Genomic DNA, 18,883 nt, shown 5'->3' on the forward strand with positions numbered 1-18,883 from the left:
GGAGCTTCGACGGTCGCAGAGATCAGCGGCCATCGCCACAACGTTGCCACGGGCCAGTCGGGCTGGAGCGGGTGAAGGGAATCGAACCCTCGTATTCAGCTTGGAAGGCTGCTGCTCTACCATTGAGCTACACCCGCGTCGGGCGTTGCCTAACACGGCGGCCGGCTCGCCTCAACACCCTCCGAGGCCGCAGCCGGGGATGACGGCGAGCGATCAGACCCCTGACCGAAAATTGGCGCCTCTCGTTTCCCACCGTCATGCCCGGGCTCCTCCCGGGCATCCACGCCTTGAGCGGAAGCGGCCAAGAAGCGTGGATGGCCGGGACGAGCCCGGCCATGACGATGACGGGGAGCGCAGCGACCTGGGCCGCGCTTCCCGCAACTCGGTTCAGCCCCACCCCACCGCCTGCCCATGCCCGTCCCCCTCCGCTCTCGCGCGTATGGAACAGAACCGGCGCGTTCCAGTTGTGGGGGCAACCACCCCACCACCGGAGGCGACGATGGGTCTTTTCACCAAGGACATTCACACCATGGAGGACATGCTGCTGCATGGGCTCCGCGACATTTATTACGCCGAACAGCAGATCACCAAGGCGCTGCCGACCATGATCGCGCAGGCCACCAACCGCGACCTGGCGGCCGGGCTCAAGGCGCATCTGGAAGAGACCGAAAAGCAGATCGAGCGGCTCGATCAGGTGTTCAAGAAGCTCGGCGAGAAGCCGTCCGGCATCGACTGCCCGGCGATCGACGGGCTGATCAAGGAAGCCAACGAGACCGCCAGCGAGATCGCCGACAAGAACGTGCTCGATGCCGCGATCGTCGCCAATGCGCAGGCGGTCGAGCATTACGAGATCGCGCGCTACGGCACGCTGATCGCCTGGGCCGAGGAACTCGGCCACGACGACATCGTCCGCTTCCTGACCACCAATCTCAACGAAGAGAAAGCGGCCAACACCAAGCTCAACACCGTGGCGCTCCGGAAGGGCGTCAATCGCAAGGCCGCAAGCTGAAGGATATTGCCATGAAACGTACCATGATCGCGCTGGGCTGCTGCCTGCTGATGGCGTCGCCCGTGCTGGCGCAGTCGGTCGGCGAGAAGACCGGCGTCAATTCCGTGCTCGGCGTCGCGCCGACCACGGCCGACTTCATCAAGCAGGCGGCGATCAGCGACATCTTCGAGATCCAGTCGAGCAAGCTCGCCGAGCAAAAGGGCAGCACCGCCGTCAAGACCTTCGCCAAGGACATGATCGCCGATCACACCAAGACCAGCACCGAGCTGAAGGGGCTGATCTCGTCCGGCAAGGTGAAGGCCGAAGTGCCGGCGCAGCTCGACGACGCGCATCGCAGCAAGCTCGACAAGCTGACCAGCGCGAGCAGCGATTTCAACGAGACCTATATCGACCAGCAGGTCAGCGCCCATAAGGATGCGGTGTCGCTGTTCGACCGCTATTCGCGCGGCGGCGAGAATGCCGAGCTGAAGGCCTGGGCCGGCAAGACGCTGCCGGCGCTCAAGCATCATCTCGAGATGGCGCAGAACCTCGAAAAGCAGCACTCGAACACGACCTCGCAGTCGAACAAGTCGAGCAAGTAAGACCTCCCGCGCAACCTCGGCCCGGACACAAGCGTGTCCGGGCCTTTTCTTTTTGCGCCCCGCCCCGGATGAGCCGAACAGGTCAGGAACCGAATTCGGAATGCGGCATTATCGCGTCAGCAGGTGGGGATTTCGTCAATGATACCAAACCGATCGAGTTCAATCGGGGTTGGGCCTTCGGCCGAGCTTCGTGATTGCGCCTGCGCGCCAACCCGGAAGGACCCGCGATGACCGATACCGATACGCTCGATCCGCCGCCCGCCACCACCGAGACTCCCGCGCAGGCCGAACCGGCGCCGAAGCCGCAGCCCGGCTATCATGTCGTGACCGACAACAGCACGGTGCGCGAGGGCCTGCCGTTCCCGCTCGGCGCCTGCTGGGACGGCGAAGGCACCAACTTCGCGCTGTTCTCCGCCAACGCCACCAAGGTGGAAGTCTGCCTGTTCGACGGCGACACCGAACGTCGCATCGAGCTGCCCGAATACACCGACGAAGTGTTCCACGGCTACATTCCGGATGTCGGCCCCGGCACGTTCTACGGCTATCGCGTGCACGGCCCCTACGAGCCGGAGAACGGCCACCGCTTCAACCCGAACAAGCTGCTGCTCGACCCCTATGCGCGCGCCCACGCGGGCGAGCTGAAATGGGACCCGGCGGTGTTCAGCTATCAGATGGAATCCGGCGACGACACCACCTTCGACGAGCGCGACAGCGCCCGCTTCGTGCCGAAATGCGTCGTTGTCGATCCCGGCTTCGACTGGCGCGGCGAGCCCGGCCGCAAATTCGTGCCGTGGGACCAGACCATCGTCTACGAGACCCACGTCAAGGGCTTCACCAAGCTGCACCCCGGCGTGCCGGAGAACCTGCGCGGCACCTATGCGGGCTTCGGCTCGCAGGCCGTGGTCGACTACATCGCATCGCTGGGCATCACCGCGGTGGAGCTGCTGCCGATCCACACCTTCGTCAACGACAGCTATCTGCTCGACAAGGACCTGGTGAACTATTGGGGCTACAACACCATCGGCTTCTTCGCGCCGGATCCGCGCTACGCGGCGGATGTCCCGAACTCGCTGCGCGAGTTCAAGGAGATGGTGTCGCGGCTGCACGAGGCCGGCCTCGCCGTGATCCTCGACGTGGTCTACAACCACACCGCCGAGGGCAACGAACTCGGCCCGACCCTGTCGTTCAAGGGCATCGACAACGCCAGCTACTACCGCCTGCTGCCGGACCAGAAACGCTACTACATCAACGACACCGGGACCGGCAACACCGTCAACCTGTCGCATCCGCGCGTCATCCAGATGGTCAACGACAGCCTGCGCTACTGGGCCGGCGAGATGCATATCGACGGCTTCCGGTTCGACCTCGGCACCATCCTGGCGCGCGAAACCCACGGCTTCGACGAGCAGAGCGGCTTCCTCAAGGCCGTCAACCAGGATCCGCTGCTGAGCTCGGTCAAGCTGATCGCCGAACCGTGGGATTGCGGCCCCGGCGGCTATCAGGTCGGCGGCTTTCCGCCCGGCTGGGCGGAATGGAACGACAAGTTCCGCGACACCGTGCGCGACTATTGGCGTAGCGAGGCCTGCGCCGCCGCGCTCGCGCCGCGTCTGGCCGGCTCCGGCGACGTGTTCAACCGCCAGGGTCGGCGGGCCTGGTCGAGCGTCAACTTCATCACCGCGCATGACGGCTTCACCCTGAACGACTGGGCGAGCTACAACGACAAGCACAATCTCGCCAACGGCGAGGATGGCAAGGACGGCCATTCGGACAACCGCTCCTGGAACTGCGGCGCCGAGGGTCCGACCGACGACGAAGAGATTCTGGCGCTGCGCGAGCGGCAGAAGCGCAACATGCTGACCACGCTGCTGCTGGCGCAAGGCACGCCGATGCTGCTGGCGGGCGATGAATTCGGCCGCACCCAGCAGGGCAACAACAACGCCTATTGCCAGGACAACGAGATCTCCTGGGTACATTGGGACCATGACGATGCCGCCAAGGATCTGCTCGCCTTCAGCAAGCGGCTGATGGAACTTCGCCGCGACTATCCGATGCTGCGGCGGAGCCGGTTCCTCACCGGCCAGCACGACGAGCAGCTCGACGTCCGCGACGTCACCTGGATCAACGCCAATGGCGGCGAGATGCAGCAGGAGCACTGGGACGACGGCAACGTCAAATGCTTCGGCATGCTGCTCGACGGCCGCGCCCAGAAGACCGGCATCCGGAAGAAGGGCGAAGACCAGACCGTGCTGCTGATCACCAACAGCTTCGACGGCCTGGTCGAGTTCACGCTCCCGGAAGTTCCACACGGCGCGAACTGGAAGCTGCTGATCGACACTAACATTCCGGATGGTTCGCCCGGGGAGACGTTCGCCTGCGGCACCGCCTATCAGGTGACCGCACGCTCGGCGCTGCTGTTCGAACTGATCGATTAGCAGCCTGCACTGCCGCACATTTGCGCAGGCGTTCAGCCGGTTACGACGGAACCGTCTGAACGCCTGGTCATTGAAGAGCGAGAGTTTCAATGACCGAAATCGGAGATTGCGGGTGAAAATTCGAGCGGGCTACAACATCGCCTTCCATTGCTTCCAGGACACGCCGATGAACCTGCTGCTCAGCGTTCGTCCTGAGCGGATGCCGGACGTCATCGGTGAGCACAAGATCAAGTTCTCGCCCGAGGTCGCGGCGCGCGACTTCATCGACATGTTCGGCAATATCTGCACGCGGATCGTCGCGCCGGCCGGGCAGATCGAAATCAGCAACGACTTCCTGATCGCCGACTCCGGCCTGCCCGACGAAGTCGCGCCGGGGGCGCGTCAGTTGCCGGTGGCGGAGCTGCCGGACGACGTGCTGGTCTATCTGCTCGGTAGCCGCTACTGCGACACGGACAAGCTGTCCAACCTCGCCTGGTCGCTGTTCGGTGGCACGCCTTCCGGCTGGGAGCGGGTTCAGGCGATCGTCGACTACACGCACAACCAGATCGAATTCGGCTATCACTATGCCCGCAACGACCGCACTGCCGCCGAAGGCCATGCGGAGCGCATCGGCGTGTGCCGCGACTTCGCGCATCTGGCGGTGACGCTGTGCCGCTGCATGAACATCCCGGCGCGCTACTGCACCGGCTATCTCGGCGATATCGGCGTGCCGGCCGATCCGGCCCCGATGGATTTCTCGGCGTGGTTCGAAGTCTATCTCGACGGCCGCTGGTATACGTTCGACGCCCGGCACAATCATCCCCGGATTGGCCGCATCGTGATGGCCCGCGGCCGTGACGCCGCCGACGTAGCGATCTCCACCTCGTTCGGCACCGCGCAATTGCTGAAGTTCGAGGTGACGACCTACGAGGTCACCGAGGAGGCAACGGAGCAGTCACAGCCCCCTTTGCAGAAGGTGGCGTGAAGGCGGACACGAACCGCTGACGATCGGCCAAGCCGTCGTGCAACGTCGGTGATGATTGAAGTAGCTTCGCCCTTCCCGTCATGCCCGGCCTTGTGCCGGGCATTTGCCTAGGGGACATGGCGCAGCCTCACCGCCGTCATTGCGAGCGAAGCGAAGCAATCCAGCGTCGTGCACTGCGCTGGATTGCTTCGTCGCTGAGCTCCTCGCAAGGACGGAGAGGCTGGAATGTTCGGCGAGTAGCAGCGGCTGTCAGTTCGTCACCACGCCCAGCGTCGTTTCCGAGCTTTCGTTGCCCGGCACCGTGATGCGGACTTCGTGACCGAACTTGATCGCGTTGGTGGCGGCCAGCACCGCGGCTTCGAACGCCGCTTCCTTGCTGGCGTAATCGCCGACCGGATCATCGTCGTGCCGGACGCCCCAGCTGTCGTCGGTGCCCACGATGTCGTAATAGGCCTTGCCCATCTGCTCCTCCGTTTCAGCTTCAATGAGGAGCCGCCGCGCTTGTTCCTTATGAACCGTACGCCCGGCCGGAGCCGTACGCCGCCGGCTCACGAGAGCCTGACGCACCGACGGGTAAGGCATGACGCAGCGCCGGCCGAGGTTGCGGCTCAGGCCGCCCGCACGGTGCCGAGGAACTTGGCGACCTCCAGCCTCAGCCGGCTGCTGTCGCCGGACAGCGACTGCGCCGCCGACAGCACCTGGCTCGACGCGGAGCCGGTCTCGGTGGCGCCACGCTGCACTTCGGTGATGTTGGCCGACACTTGCTGGGTGCCCTGCGCGGCCTGCGAGACGTTGCGGGAGATCTCCTGGGTGGCGGCGCCCTGCTCTTCCACCGCCGACGCGATGGTCGAGGAGATTTCGGACATCCGGCCGATCGTCTCCCCGATGTGCCGGATCGCCGCCACCGAATTCTCGGTCGCGCTCTGGATGCCGCCGATCTGCTGACTGATGTCGCCGGTCGCCTTCGCGGTCTGCTCCGCCAGCGCCTTCACTTCGGCCGCCACCACCGCGAAGCCGCGGCCGGCCTCGCCGGCGCGCGCCGCCTCGATGGTCGCGTTGAGCGCCAGCAGATTGGTCTGGCCCGCGATGGTGTTAATCAGTTCGACGACGTCGCCGATCCGCGCGGCCGCCTGGGCGAGTTCCTCGACCCGGTTGTTGGTCTGATGCGCCTGCTCGACCGCCTCCTGGGCGATCCGCGCCGATTCCTGCACCTGACGGCTGATCTCGTTGACCGATGAACTCATCTCCTCGGTCGCCGACGCCACCGACTGCACGTTGGTCGACGCCTCTTCGGAGGCCGCGGCAACCACGGTGGCAAGCGCCTGCGAACGCTCGGCCGTCGACGTCAGGGACGTCGCCGACGCTTCGAGCTCTTCGGACGCCGACGACACCGTCTCGACGATCTCGCCGATCGCGCCTTCGAACTCATCGGCAAGCCTCAGCATGTCCTGCTTGCGCTGCGCCGCGAGTTCGCGATCGCGCACGATCTTGGCGTCGGCCTCTTCGCGCGCCTTGCGCTCGGCATTGAGCTGGATGATGCCGACGGTCTTTCCGATATCGCCGATCTCGTCGCCGCGCTCGGCGCCGAAGATCTTCACGTCGAGCTTGCCACCCGCGATCTGCCCGAGGGCGGCGTTCAGCCGGGTCAGCGGCCGCGCAACGCCGAGGAACGAGAACAGCGCCGAGCCGATCAACACCAGGATGATCGTCGCGCCGAACGCCAGGTTGATCCGGCCGGACCACAGGATCTCCGACGCCGCCTTCGCCTTGGCCTGCTGAGCGGCCGCCTGCGCCTTTTCGACGGCGCCGCGCAGCAGACTCGCGGCCTTGTTGGCGATCGGAATCGTCCGATCGCGGCTGATGCTGTTCTTGAGCGCATCGGCCGCGAACGCCTCGGCCGTCGTGCCGAGATAGGTCTTGAGCACGACCTCGAGCTCGCGCGCGCCGGTGCGCGCCTTCGCATCGGCCGCCTGCTCGGCGGTCCGCTTCAAGCCATCGGCGACGGCCGCAGCCTTGCGCTCGATCTTGGCCTTCTGATCCTTGTCGTCGACCACGAAATACTGCCAGCCGATGGCCCGGATGCCGTCGAAATCGCCATCCGCTTCGCGAAGCGCGGCGGTGGCGGCCTGGCCATTTCCGAGCATCGCGACTATCGCATCGACCTTGGCGTCCCACTCGGCGGCGACCGCAATCCGCTTGGCGTTGAGATCGATCACCCGGCGCTGCTGCTCGGCCTGCTCGTCGGCACCGACCGCGTAGTCGACCGTCATCTTCTTGATCTCGGCGAACTTGTCCTTGTCCTGCGGCCCAGCGGCCGCAATCGCGGCGTCGAGCAGCTTGGCCTGCGCCAGCCGCGCCGCGGTGAATTCGCTCCGCCGCTGCTCGAATTCCTTCATCGAGCGCGCCAGCCGAACGCCACGCACGGCCAGCTGCATGTTGCGCATTTCGGATTCCGCGATCAGCGCATTCTCCGAGACTTCGGCCTCGCGATCGGCAACACGCGTGGCTTCGGCGACCTTGGTTTCCGTGACCGACTGATTCACCACCATGCCGATCGCCAGGGAAATGCCGACCAGGCCGGCCACTCCAAGCTTGTTACCAATTCGATTGAGCTTGATCACGTCGGGCTCCTCTTCTGCCCGACGGTTAGCAGTTCGCTGCTAGAACCAGGTTAACATGAAATCCCCGTATTAGTACGGGGCAAGACAAACGGAAGTCGCAGCCGGGTTGGCTGCTGCCCGCGCAGGCCGCTGGTAGTTGGCGGATGCGCTCAAGCGCGTTGCTGCGGCGCACAGAACGGCTAACTACGCTGCAGGCGCGAGATGTCGGTGACCTTGACGGTGACGGTCCGCACCCGGCCGTCGCGCATGACCTGGAGCTTGACCTCATTGCCGATGCCGACGTTCTCCAGCGTGCCGGCCAGATCCGACATGCTGTGCACTTCCTGGCCGTTGGCACCGATGATCACATCCTCGACCATCCCGGTTTCACTGGCGCCGACCAAACCTGCCCGAGCGGCGGGTGAGTCCGGTATCGTACGGACAATGACGACGCCGTCGATGCCGAGCCGGGCCGCTTCGTTCTCGTCGGCCGCGATCACGCCGATGCCTGGCACCGGCACCGTGCCGTTGCGGATCAGCGCCGTGGCGACGCGATTGACGGCATCGACCGGGATCGCGAAGCCGATGCCGGCCGACGCGCCCGACCCGGAGATGATCGCGGTGTTCAGCCCGATCAGCCGGCCGGCGCTGTCGAGCAGCGGGCCGCCGGAATTCCCCGGATTGATCGCCGCGTCGGTCTGGATCACGCCGCTGACTTCGTGAGCGGCGGCGGTCGGCAGCCGCCGCTGCAGCGCGCTGACGATGCCGGTAGTCAGCGTCTGCTCCAACCCGTAGGGATTGCCGATCGCGAACGCGGCCTGCCCGACCTGCAGGTCCGACGAACTGCCGATCGCGATCGGGCGTAGCGCCGTGCGCGGCCGCTCGAGCTGCAGCACCGCCAGATCGTAGTTCGGCGCGGTGCCGACAACGCGCGCAGTGACGAACTCGCCGGACGACAGCCGGGCCCCGAGCGCGCTCGCGCCCTGAATGACGTGATTGTTGGTGATGACGTGGCCGGCCGCATCCCAGATCACGCCCGACCCGGACTGCACGCCGCCCTGTTGGGGATCCTGTTGCTCAAACGACGGCGTCGGACGGCGGCGCGACTGCGCATAGACGTGCACCACCGACGGCGACACCCGCTTGAACAATTCGATCGTCGAGATCTCCGCCGGCGCCAGGTCGCCCCTCGCCGTCACCGTGCGGGGTCCGGACACCGAGAACCACAGCGACGCCAGATAAGGCTGCGCCACCCAGGCGGTCGCCAGCACGAGCAGCCAGACCACGGCGATCCGCAGCAGCAGGTCGGTGCGCTGCGCCCGCCGCGATGGCGGATCCGGCGGAAGAGAGGTCGGCGGAACGGACGGGGACATCGGCGGAAGCTCTCGGCGCGAAGTGGCCTCGATATGGGAACCGGCGACCGGTTCCGGAAGGTTCCTGCCAATGCACGGAACGGCGTCGGGTTCCATGGCCGCCAGAGCGCCCCAGCGGCCCAATGTGAATTCGCGGACATGAACAAGGCTTTGCCGGCCGTGCGGGTGGCGCGGCCGCCGGGTGGGTTCTATATCGGGAACCAGATCGGCACGGCGGCCGACGACAGGTCGAGTGATGGCGGATCCCTTTTCCACGATGATGCTGGTGATTTCGGTCTGGGCGCTCCCGCTCCTGATCGCGATCACCTTCCACGAAGCGGCCCATGCGTATGCGGCGCGAATGTGCGGCGACGATACGGCCTGGATGCTGGGCCGGGTCACGCTCAACCCGATCAAGCACATCGATCCGTTCGGCACGGTGCTGCTGCCATTGTTGCTGCTGGCGATGCAGTCGCCGTTTCTGTTCGGCTACGCCAAGCCGGTGCCGGTGAATTTCCGCGGCCTGCGGCATCCGCGCCGCGACATGATCCTGGTGGCGGCCGCCGGTCCCGCGATCAACATCGTGCTGGCGCTCATCGCCGCGCTGGGCCTGCGACTGATCGGGGACGTGTCCGGCGCCGCGGGCGAATGGCTGCTGCGCAACCTCGCCAATGCGCTGCTGATCAATGTCGTGCTGGCCATCTTCAACCTGATCCCGATCCCCCCGCTGGATGGCGGGCGGATCGCGGTGGGTGCGCTGCCACGCGTGCTGGCGCAGCCGCTGGCCCGGCTCGAGCCCTACGGCATGCTGATCCTGATCGGCCTCGTGTTCCTGCTTCCGCTCGCCGGGCTCGGCGGGGCGACGCAGTGGATCGCACAATCGAGCCGCTACGTCGTCGAGGCGATCCTGCGGCTCACCGGCAACGCCTGACGATCAAGGCCCTGCCCTTCGACCTCCCTGCGTTGCGATTTTCGTCTCCCACACGGGAACGTTTAGTCGCCTCGCCCGTTACGAGGTCGACTGGAGCTATGAATGAGTGAACGGATGACGCCTGAGCGCGAGCTTTTCGAAAGCGAGCGCGCGTTCCGCATTCTGGTCCAGGGTGTCACCGATTACGCGATCTACATGCTGGATCCGGCCGGCATCGTGTCGAGCTGGAACACCGGCGCGGAGCGGATCAAGGGCTATCAGGCGTCCGAGATCATCGGCCAGCATTTTTCCGTCTTCTACCCGCCCGAGGATCGCGCCGCCGGCCTGCCGGATCGCGCGCTGGCCACGGCGCGCGGCAACGGCCGCTTCGAGGCCGAAGGCTGGCGAGTGCGCAAGGACGGGACAAGGTTCTTTGCCTCGGTGGTGATCGACGCCATCGTCGAGAACGGCGAGCTGATCGGTTACGCCAAGATCACCCGCGACATCACCGAACGGCTCAAGGCGCGCTCCGCGCTGGCCGAGAGCGAAAACCACTTCCGCCTGCTGGTGCGCAACGTCACCGACTACGCCCTCTACATGCTCAACCCCGAGGGTTTCGTCACCAACTGGAACCTCGGCGGCCAGCGCATCAAGGGCTATGTGCCGGACGAGATCGTCGGCCAGCATTTCAGCCGGTTCTACACGCCTGCGGACCAGAAGGCCGGCAAGCCGGCCCGGGCGCTGCAAATCGCCCGCGAGGCGGGGCGCTACGAGGAGGAAGGGCTTCGCGTCCGCAAGGATGGCAGCTTCTTCTGGGCGAGCGTGATCATCGATCCGATCCGCGACGATTCCGGCGAGCTGATCGGCTTCGCCAAGATTACGCGCGACATCAGCGAACGCCGCGAAGCACAGCACAAGCTCGAACGCGTGCAGGCCGAGCTCGCCGAGTCCCGCAAGATGGACGCGCTCGGCCAGCTGACCGGCGGCGTCGCGCACGACTTCAACAATCTGCTGATGGGGCTGACGGGCGGGCTGCACCGCATCAAGCGATCGACCAGCGATCCCGCGCTGCTCAACACCATCGCGGCGATGGAAGCTAGCATCAAGCGCGGCGCCGGCCTGACCCGGCAATTGCTCACCTTTGCGCGGCGGCAGCAGGTCAATCCGGTCCCGCTCGATCTGGCGCGCATCGTGGCGACGATGGAGGACGTGCTGAGAGCCGGGCTGCGCGGCAACGTTTCGCTGGCTCTGGACGTCGCGCCGGACATCTGGCGGGTGCTCGCCGATCCGAGCGAACTCGAAACGGCCCTGGTCAATCTCGTGGTCAACGCCCGGGATGCGCTGATCGAGGGCGGCGAAGTCCGGATCAGCGCCGCCAATCACCCCGGCAAGCCGGGCGGCGCCGGCAACTATGTCCGCATCGCGGTGTCCGACAATGGCGTCGGCATCCCGGCCGACGTGCTGGCGAAAGTATTCGATCCTTTCTTCACCACCAAACCGGTCGGCCAGGGCACAGGCCTCGGACTCTCTCAGGTCCACGGCTTCGCCAACCAGGCCGGCGGCCGAGTGGAGATCGACAGCCGGCTCGGCGAAGGAACGGTGGTGACGATCTGGCTGCCGCGGGTCGAGGACAATTCGGCCGCGGAGTCCGACCGACGGCTCGACACCTCGGCCGGCACCGTCCTGCTCGTCGAGGACAATCCGGACGTCGCCAGTGCCGGCGCGCTGCTGCTGGAAGAACTCGGCTATCGGGTCAAATGGGCGCAGGATGCCGAGACCGCGCTGCACGAGGTCGAGAACGACGGCATCGACGTGGTCTTCAGCGATATCGTGATGCCGGGCCGGATGGACGGGCTCGGCCTCGCCCGGTGGTTGAAGCGCAAATACCCGTCGCTGCCGATCATCCTCACCACCGGCTACAGCGACGCCGCGGTGCGCTCGCAACTCGAATTCCCGATGGTCCGCAAACCCTACGAACTCCACGAACTCAGCCGCGCCTTCGACGGCATCACCGGGCGCACCGTCTAACTACGCGAGGCCGGTATCTCCGACGTCGCGCCGCAGACGACGGTCAGCCGAACCGGCCGCCCTTCTGGATCACTTCGATCTTGTACCCGTCGGGATCGGTGGCGAAGAAGAACCGCGCCAGCACCGCGCCGCCATGCTGCAATTCGCGCAACGGGCCGGGTGCGAGGTCTTCACGCGCAAAGCGCGCGTGCTCCGCGGCGAGATCGTCCACCACCACAGCAAGATGGCCGTAGCCATCGCCGAGCTGATAGGGCTCCGTCCGATCCGCGTTGACGGTGAGCTCGAGCTCGAACGGCGACGACGGATGCCGGAGATAGATCAGCGTGAAATCCGGGAATGCGATGCGATCGGCAGGCTCCAGCCCGAACGCCTTGCTGTAGTAATTCAGCGACCGCTGTTCGTCGAACACGCGGATCATCGAATGAACCGGTTTGGCCATCGTGGGCATTCCTCTGCTGATGAGATTGCGGTCGACGCGCCTGCATCGGCCCTCGCGTCGTCGCCTCCATTCTGCGATGAAATGCATCGATGACGCCAGCGCCGGAGACGAGTAGCACCACCTGCGCGCGCACCTCGTGGTCGTCGCCTCTGTCGCAATGCAAACGGCTGACGATCTCCGAAATGCAGCGCAGCAACGATTTCTTGCTCGCTCGCCTCGTTCGACCGCGTCTCTGTCTTGCCACTTTGACAAGTAGGTATAGGCTCACCGTTTGCGAGTTGGCCAGCTTCACGCATCCGACGATGCATGTAAGCGAGCTCGCGCGGGACATGTTGACGTTCGACGACTTCGCCGAGGTGATCGCGAACTGCCGGGTGGGACGCCTGGTCGAGCGTCGCTGATGGACGCCTCGGAAGCCATGACGCCAAGGGAGCCGACATGGACCAGCGAGACGTACGCGCCGCATGGGAGCGCTTCGTTGAACGCGGCGCGCTGGCGAGCGAGCTGCGATCTCCTGTGGCAAACTCGTGGCAGCGCTCACGCGGCCACCAGGTGGCAATCAATCGCGACAAGGCGCCGCTGGCCGCCGAAGCCGAGCTGTTCCGGCAGCGCGCCAAGCACGTCGCGCTGCGGCACGCCGCCCGAAATGCACTGGAGAATTCACGGACCTTTCTCAGCGACGCGCACTCGATCATGATCCTCACCGACCCGTCGGGCCTGATCATCGACACCGAGGGCGACGCGCGGGTGATCGATGCCGGGCGGGCCGTGCATCTCGAGCATGGCGGCCGGTGGAGCGAGGCCGATATCGGCACCAATGCGATCGGCGCCGCGATGGCCGAAGCGCGGCCGGTGCAGATTCACGGCGCCGAGCATTTCTGCGCCGAGGTGCAGCGCTGGACCTGCGCGGCGGTGCCGGTGCGCGATCCGGTCGACGGCGAGGTGCTCGGCATCGTCGATATCTCCGGCCCCGCGACCACCTTCAACCCGCACAGCCTGGCGCTCGCCGTCTGCGTCGGCCAGCAGGTCGAAAGCGTGCTGGCGCGCGCGATCAAGGAGGATCACGAGCGCCTGCTGCAGCACTATGTCGCCAAGCGCGCGATCTGGGCCACGGATGATTGCCTGCTGATCGATCGGCGCGGCACCATCCTTCACGGCAGCGAGCTCGCCCGCAAGGCGGTCCGCGACAATCTCCGCAGCGACGGCCACGATCCGCCGACCCGTATCCTCAAGCGGCTCGATTTCGCCGAGTGGCCGGCGAAGTTGAAGGAGTTGGTGCCGGGCGCCAGCATCGATCTCGTCGCCCACGACGACACCGGCATCGGCGCCGTAGTCGTGCTGCACGCCAGGCGACGGCTGACGGTCGCCGACCGCGGCCTGCAGAAGCAGGATCATCCCGCTGACTTGCGGAAACAGCTCGCACCGACGCGCGCGCTGCCGCCGCCGAGCTTGCGCTTTTGCGACGAGACCTCCCCGCCGCGCCAGCCCTGCGCACCGCCGCGGCGGCCGTTGTCGCTGCCCTCACCCGCGACCAGCTTCGTTGCCGCCGATCCGACCGTGCAGGCCGTCGTGCGCCGCGTCGAAGTCGCCGCCGCGCGACAAATGCCGATCCTGATCCGCGGCGAGACCGGCACCGGCAAGGAGCAGCTCGCGCGCCACGCCCATGCGGCCAGCGGGCGCAAAGGCGCGTTCGTGCCGGTGAATTGCGCGGCGCTGCCGGAGAGTCTGATCGAGGCCGAGCTGTTCGGCTATGCCGAGGGCGCGTTCACCGGCGCGCGGCGCGGCGGCGCGCCCGGCCTGGTGCAGGAAGCCGACGGCGGCACGCTGTTTCTCGACGAGATCGGCGACATGCCGGTCGCCTTGCAGGCCGTGCTACTACGCCTGATCGACGACTGGACGGTGCGTCCCGTCGGCGGCGCGCGGAGCCGGGTCGATATCTTTCTGGTGTCGGCTACCAATGCCGGGCTCGAGGACGCCGTCGCGCAAGGGCGCTTCCGCTCCGACCTGCTGTATCGGCTGAACACGCTGGAAGTGACGCTGCCGCGGCTGCGCGATCGCACCGACTTCGAGTCGATCGTCCGGCGTCTGATCGACGACATCGATCCGGGGTGCGAGATCGCCGCGCCGACAATGGCGGCGCTGGCGGCGCGGGCGTGGCCGGGCAATATCCGCGAATTGCGCAACATCCTGGCGCGTCTCGCGTTGGCCGGCGGCGATGGACCGGAGGCCTCCGTCATCGCCGATCTGATCGGCCAGGCCCCGCCGGCGAAATCCGGATCGCTGCAGGACATGCAGCTCGCCAGCATCCTCGCGGTCCACGCCGAAACCGCCGGCAACGTCAGCGAAACCGCGAGGCGGCTCGGCGTCTCCCGCAACACCGTGTACCGCGCGTTGGGGCAGACAGCGCCGCGGTAGTTAGCACTGGCTCGTGGCCGTCGCCTCTTCCACAGAGGCCCGATCAGACACCGCGTCCGTCATTGCGAGGAGCGAAGCGACGAAGCAATCCAGCGCCGTACTCGGCATCTCTGGATTGCTTCGCCTTCGGCTCGCAATGACGAGCGTTGGGCGGCGGGCTCGCAACAGCCCCGCCGCCGCTTGCTACAGCAACTCCGCGCCGCCCCCACGCGCCGGCTCTGCGGTGATGTCGTGATACTCCGGCTTCTTGGCGATCAGCGTCTGCGTCGTCAGGATCAGGGCGGCGACGGAGCCGGCGTTGCGCACCGCCGAATAGCTGACCTTCACTGGATCGATGATGCCGGCCTTGATCATGTCGACGGTGGTGCCCGTCCGCGCGTCGAAGCCGTAGCCGTTGCTGGCCTTGGCGACCTTGTCGACGGCGGCGGCGCTATCGCGGCCGCAATTGGCGACGATGCAGGCCAGCGGCTGGCTCAGCGCACGCTGCACCAGCTCGGCGCCCTGCCGCGCGCTGCCCTCGAGCCTGCCGATCAGCCCGTCGAGTTCGGGCGCGACCCGGATCAGCGCAACGCCGCCGCCCGGCACCACGCCCTCCTCGATCGCCGCACGCGTGGCGTTGATCGAATCCTCGATCAGCTGGGCACGCCGCTTCTGCTCCACCGGCGTCGCGCCGCCGGCGAGGATCATCGCGGTGCCGCCCGACAATTTGGCGAGCCGCTCCTGAAACTTGTCGCGCTCGATGTTCTCCGGCGCGGCCTGATACTGCCGCAGCACCTGCTCGCGGCGTGCCTCGATCTCCCTCGGCTTGCCGTGGCCGGCGGTGATCAGCGTCTTCGACGACGAGATCCGCACCTGCCGCGCCGAGCCGAGATCTTCGAGCTTGGCGCGCTCCAGCGTGCCGCCGAGGTCGTGCGAGATCACGCGTCCGCCGGTCGCGACCGCGATGTCTTCCAGCATCGCCTTGCGCCAGTGGCCGTATTCGGGCGGATGGATCGCCGCGACCTTGACGTTGGTCTTCTCGCGCCGCGACAGCAGCATCATGATCACCGGCGGCGCGACTTCCTCGGCGATGATCAAGAGCGGCCGGCCGCTCTTCTCGATCAGCGCGAACACGCCGGCGAGCTGATCGCTGGTCTGGATCTTGTGGTCGGTCATCAGGATGTAGGGCTCGTCGAGCACCACCTGCATGCGCTCCACATCGGTGACCATGTGGTGCGAGAGGTAGCCGCGCTCGAACGCCATGCCTTCGACCACTTCCAGCGTGGTCTCGACCGTCGAGCCGAATTCCACCGCGACGATGCCGTGATTGCCGGCGCGCGCGAAGGCTTCCGCGACCATCTCGCCGAGCCGCGGATCGTTGACCGCGATGGTGGCGATGGCGCGGATGCCGTCGGGACCGTTGACCGGCTTCGCCGCGCGCTTCAGCGCCTTGATGGTTTCCTCGACGGCGGATTCCAGCCCTTCGACCAGCTCGACCGCGTTGGCGCCGCCGGCGAGCAACTTGAGGCCGTGCTGCACCAGGAAGTCCGCCAGCACGGTCGCCGTCGTGGTGCCGTCGCCTGCCACCTCATTGGTCTGCTTGGAGACTTCGCGCAGCACCTGCGCGCCCATGTTCTCGAACGGGCATTCCAGCTCGATCTCGGCGGCGATGCTGACGCCGTCGCGCGACACCAAAGGCGTGCCGATCGGCCTGTCCATCACCGCGTTCATGCCCTTCGGGCCCAGCGTTCCGCCGACCGCCTTCGCCAGCTTGGCGACCCCTCGCCCCAGCGCTTCGCGCGCCTGTGCATCGTGCAGCATCATCTTGGCCATCGTGATCCTCCCTGTTCTTTGAGCGCGCTACGCCGGCGCGCGATTTGTTTGGTCGATCGGTTTGGTGCAGCGGGGCGTCAGCGGCGTCTCGGTATCGAAGCGGACGTGCAGCAGCCCGCGGCACAGCGCGCTGTTGAACTCGGCGTTGACGTCGACGCGCCGTAGCGCGCGGACATAGGTCGCCAGCGTCTCGGCCTGCAGCGGCTGGCCTTCGGTGTCGACGAAAGCCAGCGGCGAGCTGGCGGCGACGAGCGGCCGCCGCTCCAGATAGCGCCCGGCGAGCCGTGCGCCGGTCTCGCCGAGATCCAGCGCCGCCAGTTCGTCGAGCGTCAGCTCGACCAGCATCGCCGGCGCGTAGCCGTCGTCGATCAGATACGCCAGCAGCGCCGCCTGCCGGCGCTGCAACGCCTTCAGCAGGAACGTCCGCCGCACCTCGCCGAGGTCGCCGTCGGCTTCGTCGCCGAACGTGTCCTGGAACGAGCGTCCCTCCTTCAGCCCGGTGTTGATCTTGTCGGCATACATGTGCTCGCCGAGCGTGACCTCGACCGAGCGCACCCACGGCAGCTGCAGCACCGCGGTGCGCATGTCGTCGGCCATCAGGAACGAGAAGTTGGCGGCGCACCAATAGGTCGGCAGGCGGAAGCCGATGTGGACGCGGTGATCCGCGTCCACATCGACCCGCGTGACGAACTTCAGATCGGTCACCGACTCGTCGAGCTCCGGGTCGGTGACCGTCTGCAAGGCACGCCAGACCTCGGCTTCGAGGTCCGCGATCGTCACGGCGGTCATGGTCTCACTCCGCCGCGTGCGCCGCGACGAGGTGGTCGTAGCCGCCGGCCGCGCCGATGCGGCTCTTCTGCGTCTCGATGTCGATGTTGTAGAGCCGCGCCGCGTTGAGCCCGAGGATCTTCTTCTTGGTCTCCAGCGTCAGCACCGAGCCGGTCTCCTTGCTGAGCTCCTCCGGGATTTCGAACGCCATGAAGCGGTCGATCAGCCATTTCGGCGTCCAGATGCCGTAGTCGCTGCCGTACAGGATCTTGTCCGGGCCGATCCAGAACAGCAGCTCGGCCATCACATGCGCGAAGTAAGCCGGCCTCGTATGGATGAACGGCAACGCCACGGCGAGGCCGCCATAGACGTTGGTCTCCTGGGTGGCGATCCAGCAGAAGTCGTCGAGCCGCGGCAGGCCGCAATGTTCGACGATGAAGTTGAGGTCCTGGAACGAGGTGGCGACGTCGTCGATGTCGCCGACATGGAACGAGTCCTTGTTCAGCGGGATGATGGTCGGGCCCTTGTGGACGTGGACGTTCTTGATGCCGAGCTTCTGCGCCTCCTCGAGAAAGCGATACGACTCCTTGTCGTCGAGCCGATAGCCCTTGGAGTCGCCGCGCCACTCGGCGGTGTACAACTTGACGCCGGTCAGCTTGTACTTCTCGACGTCGGCGTGCAGCTGTTCGAGCCCCTTGTTGCCGTCGCGGGGATCGAACGCGCCGTTGAGGATGAAGCGCTCGGGATGCTTCTTCTTCAGCGCCGCATTGCGCTCCACGGTGTTGAAGCCGTTGTTGTAGAAGTCCGTCAGATAGGTCGACTGCAGGATCGCCATGTCGTCGTAGCCGTGCACGAACAGATCGTCGTGCATGGTCTGCGCGTCGTATTTCTCGAACTTGTCCTGCGGCCACTTCTCTTCAGGCGGGCTGAGATTCGAGTGATAGGCGTAGAAGCACTCGATGAACTGCTTGCCGTGGATGTTCTTCTGGTTGGCCGGGCTGCCGTCCCAGAAATGGGTGTGGCCGTCGATCACGAAGATCTCTTCGCCGGATGCTGTCCTGTACATCGCGTTTCTCCCTGTCGTCCCATTCGGGCGTTTTGATTGGCGGATCGATCGATCCAGGCTCGTGGAGGATGGGAGCCGGCGCGCGGCCGGCTCCGTCCGCGTTCAGTGTTCGATGTAGGCGAGCGCTTCGTTCATGTCGCCGAAGCAGACCACGGTGTCGTCGTCGACCATGACCATCCGGCCGTAATGCGTGGAGGTCGAGATCTCGAACAGATACGGCGTCATTTCGCGGCCGAGCGCTTCGCTGATCTCGCTCATCTTGAAGACCAGCTTGCCCTCGCCGTCGATCCGGATCATCGCCGGCATGAACGTCACCTTGACGCCGACCTTCTGCTCCATCACCTCGGCGATGGCGCGCGCCTCGACGCTGTCGTTCATCGTCACCCCGCATTGATGCGAGATCGTCTCCTCGAATTTGATGTCCTTCATCGACTTGAAGATGTTGGTCGCAGCCTCGGTCATGTGGTTCTCCTGATGAATGGTGTGTGGCGCTGGTGATGACGCGCG

General features: G+C 66.1%; 15 protein-coding genes and 1 tRNA gene. 7 read left to right on the forward strand and 9 right to left on the reverse strand.

The window, feature by feature from the left end; genetic code table 11:
* Positions 1 to 63 precede the first annotated feature (63 nt).
* Positions 64 to 137: transfer RNA gene (locus tag IP86_RS14005), tRNA-Gly, on the reverse strand.
* Between the two features lie 362 nt (positions 138 to 499).
* On the opposite strand from IP86_RS14005, the gene IP86_RS14010 reads away from it, so the two are divergent.
* From IP86_RS14010 to IP86_RS14025, 4 genes are all read left to right on the forward strand, one after another.
* Positions 500 to 1,009 carry a YciE/YciF ferroxidase family protein gene (locus IP86_RS14010; protein WP_054163154.1) on the forward strand — a complete coding sequence of 170 codons (510 nt, stop codon included), beginning with the start codon at positions 500 to 502 and terminating at the stop codon, positions 1,007 to 1,009.
* 11 nt (positions 1,010 to 1,020) lie between these two features.
* On the forward strand, positions 1,021 to 1,590 hold the full coding sequence (locus IP86_RS14015; protein ID WP_054163155.1) for a DUF4142 domain-containing protein: 570 nt from the start codon (positions 1,021 to 1,023) through the stop codon (positions 1,588 to 1,590).
* A gap of 227 nt (positions 1,591 to 1,817) precedes the next feature.
* Entirely contained in the window at positions 1,818 to 4,022 is a 2,205-nt protein-coding gene (glgX, locus tag IP86_RS14020) for a glycogen debranching protein GlgX (protein WP_054163156.1), read from the forward strand.
* Between the two features lie 112 nt (positions 4,023 to 4,134).
* Positions 4,135 to 4,986: a transglutaminase-like domain-containing protein gene (locus tag IP86_RS14025; protein ID WP_054163157.1), complete on the forward strand. Its 852-nt coding sequence runs from the start codon at positions 4,135 to 4,137 to the stop codon at positions 4,984 to 4,986.
* A gap of 249 nt (positions 4,987 to 5,235) precedes the next feature.
* On the opposite strand, the gene IP86_RS14030 is transcribed toward IP86_RS14025, so the two are convergent.
* From IP86_RS14030 to IP86_RS14040, 3 genes are all read right to left on the reverse strand, one after another.
* The gene (locus IP86_RS14030) at positions 5,236 to 5,448 is read right to left on the reverse strand and encodes a hypothetical protein (RefSeq protein WP_054163158.1); all 213 of its coding nucleotides are present in this window, start codon (positions 5,446 to 5,448) and stop codon (positions 5,236 to 5,238) included.
* A 146-nt stretch (positions 5,449 to 5,594) separates the two neighbouring features.
* Positions 5,595 to 7,607 carry a methyl-accepting chemotaxis protein gene (locus IP86_RS14035; RefSeq protein WP_245290618.1) on the reverse strand — a complete coding sequence of 671 codons (2,013 nt, stop codon included), beginning with the start codon at positions 7,605 to 7,607 and terminating at the stop codon, positions 5,595 to 5,597.
* Between the two features lie 179 nt (positions 7,608 to 7,786).
* A complete protein-coding gene (locus tag IP86_RS14040) occupies positions 7,787 to 8,959 on the reverse strand; it encodes a S1C family serine protease (RefSeq protein ID WP_082363999.1) in 1,173 nt (390 codons plus the stop codon).
* A 235-nt stretch (positions 8,960 to 9,194) separates the two neighbouring features.
* On the opposite strand from IP86_RS14040, the gene IP86_RS14045 reads away from it, so the two are divergent.
* Both IP86_RS14045 and IP86_RS14050 read left to right on the forward strand, forming a co-directional pair.
* The gene (locus tag IP86_RS14045; RefSeq protein ID WP_054163159.1) at positions 9,195 to 9,869 is read left to right on the forward strand and encodes a site-2 protease family protein; all 675 of its coding nucleotides are present in this window, start codon (positions 9,195 to 9,197) and stop codon (positions 9,867 to 9,869) included.
* Positions 9,870 to 9,971: 102 nt separating this feature from the next.
* On the forward strand, positions 9,972 to 11,876 hold the full coding sequence (locus tag IP86_RS14050) for a hybrid sensor histidine kinase/response regulator (protein WP_156332502.1): 1,905 nt from the start codon (positions 9,972 to 9,974) through the stop codon (positions 11,874 to 11,876).
* Between the two features lie 43 nt (positions 11,877 to 11,919).
* Here the strand turns inward: IP86_RS14050 and IP86_RS14055 are convergent, their stop codons facing one another.
* Positions 11,920 to 12,315 carry a VOC family protein gene (locus IP86_RS14055; RefSeq protein WP_054163160.1) on the reverse strand — a complete coding sequence of 132 codons (396 nt, stop codon included), beginning with the start codon at positions 12,313 to 12,315 and terminating at the stop codon, positions 11,920 to 11,922.
* Between the two features lie 438 nt (positions 12,316 to 12,753).
* Here IP86_RS14055 and IP86_RS14065 point away from each other — a divergent pair, with 438 nt between their 5' ends.
* Entirely contained in the window at positions 12,754 to 14,730 is a 1,977-nt protein-coding gene (locus IP86_RS14065; RefSeq protein ID WP_054163162.1) for a sigma-54-dependent Fis family transcriptional regulator, read from the forward strand.
* Between the two features lie 183 nt (positions 14,731 to 14,913).
* Here the strand turns inward: IP86_RS14065 and IP86_RS14070 are convergent, their stop codons facing one another.
* From IP86_RS14070 to IP86_RS14085, 4 genes are all read right to left on the reverse strand, one after another.
* Positions 14,914 to 16,542: a molecular chaperone GroEL gene (locus IP86_RS14070; RefSeq protein ID WP_054163163.1), complete on the reverse strand. Its 1,629-nt coding sequence runs from the start codon at positions 16,540 to 16,542 to the stop codon at positions 14,914 to 14,916.
* 27 nt (positions 16,543 to 16,569) lie between these two features.
* Positions 16,570 to 17,331 (reverse strand): metal-sulfur cluster assembly factor, encoded by a 762-nt coding sequence (locus tag IP86_RS14075; protein WP_054163164.1) that lies wholly within the window; start codon positions 17,329 to 17,331, stop codon positions 16,570 to 16,572.
* Between the two features lie 4 nt (positions 17,332 to 17,335).
* Positions 17,336 to 18,376 carry an amidohydrolase family protein gene (locus tag IP86_RS14080; protein ID WP_054163165.1) on the reverse strand — a complete coding sequence of 347 codons (1,041 nt, stop codon included), beginning with the start codon at positions 18,374 to 18,376 and terminating at the stop codon, positions 17,336 to 17,338.
* A 102-nt stretch (positions 18,377 to 18,478) separates the two neighbouring features.
* The gene (locus tag IP86_RS14085; RefSeq protein ID WP_054163166.1) at positions 18,479 to 18,838 is read right to left on the reverse strand and encodes an MmoB/DmpM family protein; all 360 of its coding nucleotides are present in this window, start codon (positions 18,836 to 18,838) and stop codon (positions 18,479 to 18,481) included.
* Positions 18,839 to 18,883 lie beyond the last annotated feature (45 nt).

Source organism: Rhodopseudomonas sp. AAP120, assembly GCF_001295845.1.
In the GTDB taxonomy this organism is placed as follows: domain Bacteria; phylum Pseudomonadota; class Alphaproteobacteria; order Rhizobiales; family Xanthobacteraceae; genus Rhodopseudomonas.

Excerpts from the sequence above, each read along its gene's own strand:
- IP86_RS14010 (WP_054163154.1), top strand. The coding sequence starts at position 500 with ATGGGTCTTTTCACCAAGGACATTCACACCATGGAGGACATGCTGCTG.
- IP86_RS14015 (WP_054163155.1), top strand. The coding sequence starts at position 1,021 with ATGAAACGTACCATGATCGCGCTGGGCTGCTGCCTGCTGATGGCGTCG.
- glgX (WP_054163156.1), top strand. The coding sequence starts at position 1,818 with ATGACCGATACCGATACGCTCGATCCGCCGCCCGCCACCACCGAGACT.
- IP86_RS14030 (WP_054163158.1), bottom strand. The coding sequence starts at position 5,448 with ATGGGCAAGGCCTATTACGACATCGTGGGCACCGACGACAGCTGGGGC.
- IP86_RS14040 (WP_082363999.1), bottom strand. The coding sequence starts at position 8,959 with ATGTCCCCGTCCGTTCCGCCGACCTCTCTTCCGCCGGATCCGCCATCG.
- IP86_RS14045 (WP_054163159.1), top strand. The coding sequence starts at position 9,195 with ATGGCGGATCCCTTTTCCACGATGATGCTGGTGATTTCGGTCTGGGCG.
- IP86_RS14050 (WP_156332502.1), top strand. The coding sequence starts at position 9,972 with ATGAGTGAACGGATGACGCCTGAGCGCGAGCTTTTCGAAAGCGAGCGC.
- IP86_RS14055 (WP_054163160.1), bottom strand. The coding sequence starts at position 12,315 with ATGGCCAAACCGGTTCATTCGATGATCCGCGTGTTCGACGAACAGCGG.
- IP86_RS14065 (WP_054163162.1), top strand. The coding sequence starts at position 12,754 with ATGGACCAGCGAGACGTACGCGCCGCATGGGAGCGCTTCGTTGAACGC.
- IP86_RS14070 (WP_054163163.1), bottom strand. The coding sequence starts at position 16,542 with ATGGCCAAGATGATGCTGCACGATGCACAGGCGCGCGAAGCGCTGGGG.
- IP86_RS14075 (WP_054163164.1), bottom strand. The coding sequence starts at position 17,331 with ATGACCGCCGTGACGATCGCGGACCTCGAAGCCGAGGTCTGGCGTGCC.
- IP86_RS14080 (WP_054163165.1), bottom strand. The coding sequence starts at position 18,376 with ATGTACAGGACAGCATCCGGCGAAGAGATCTTCGTGATCGACGGCCAC.
- IP86_RS14085 (WP_054163166.1), bottom strand. The coding sequence starts at position 18,838 with ATGACCGAGGCTGCGACCAACATCTTCAAGTCGATGAAGGACATCAAA.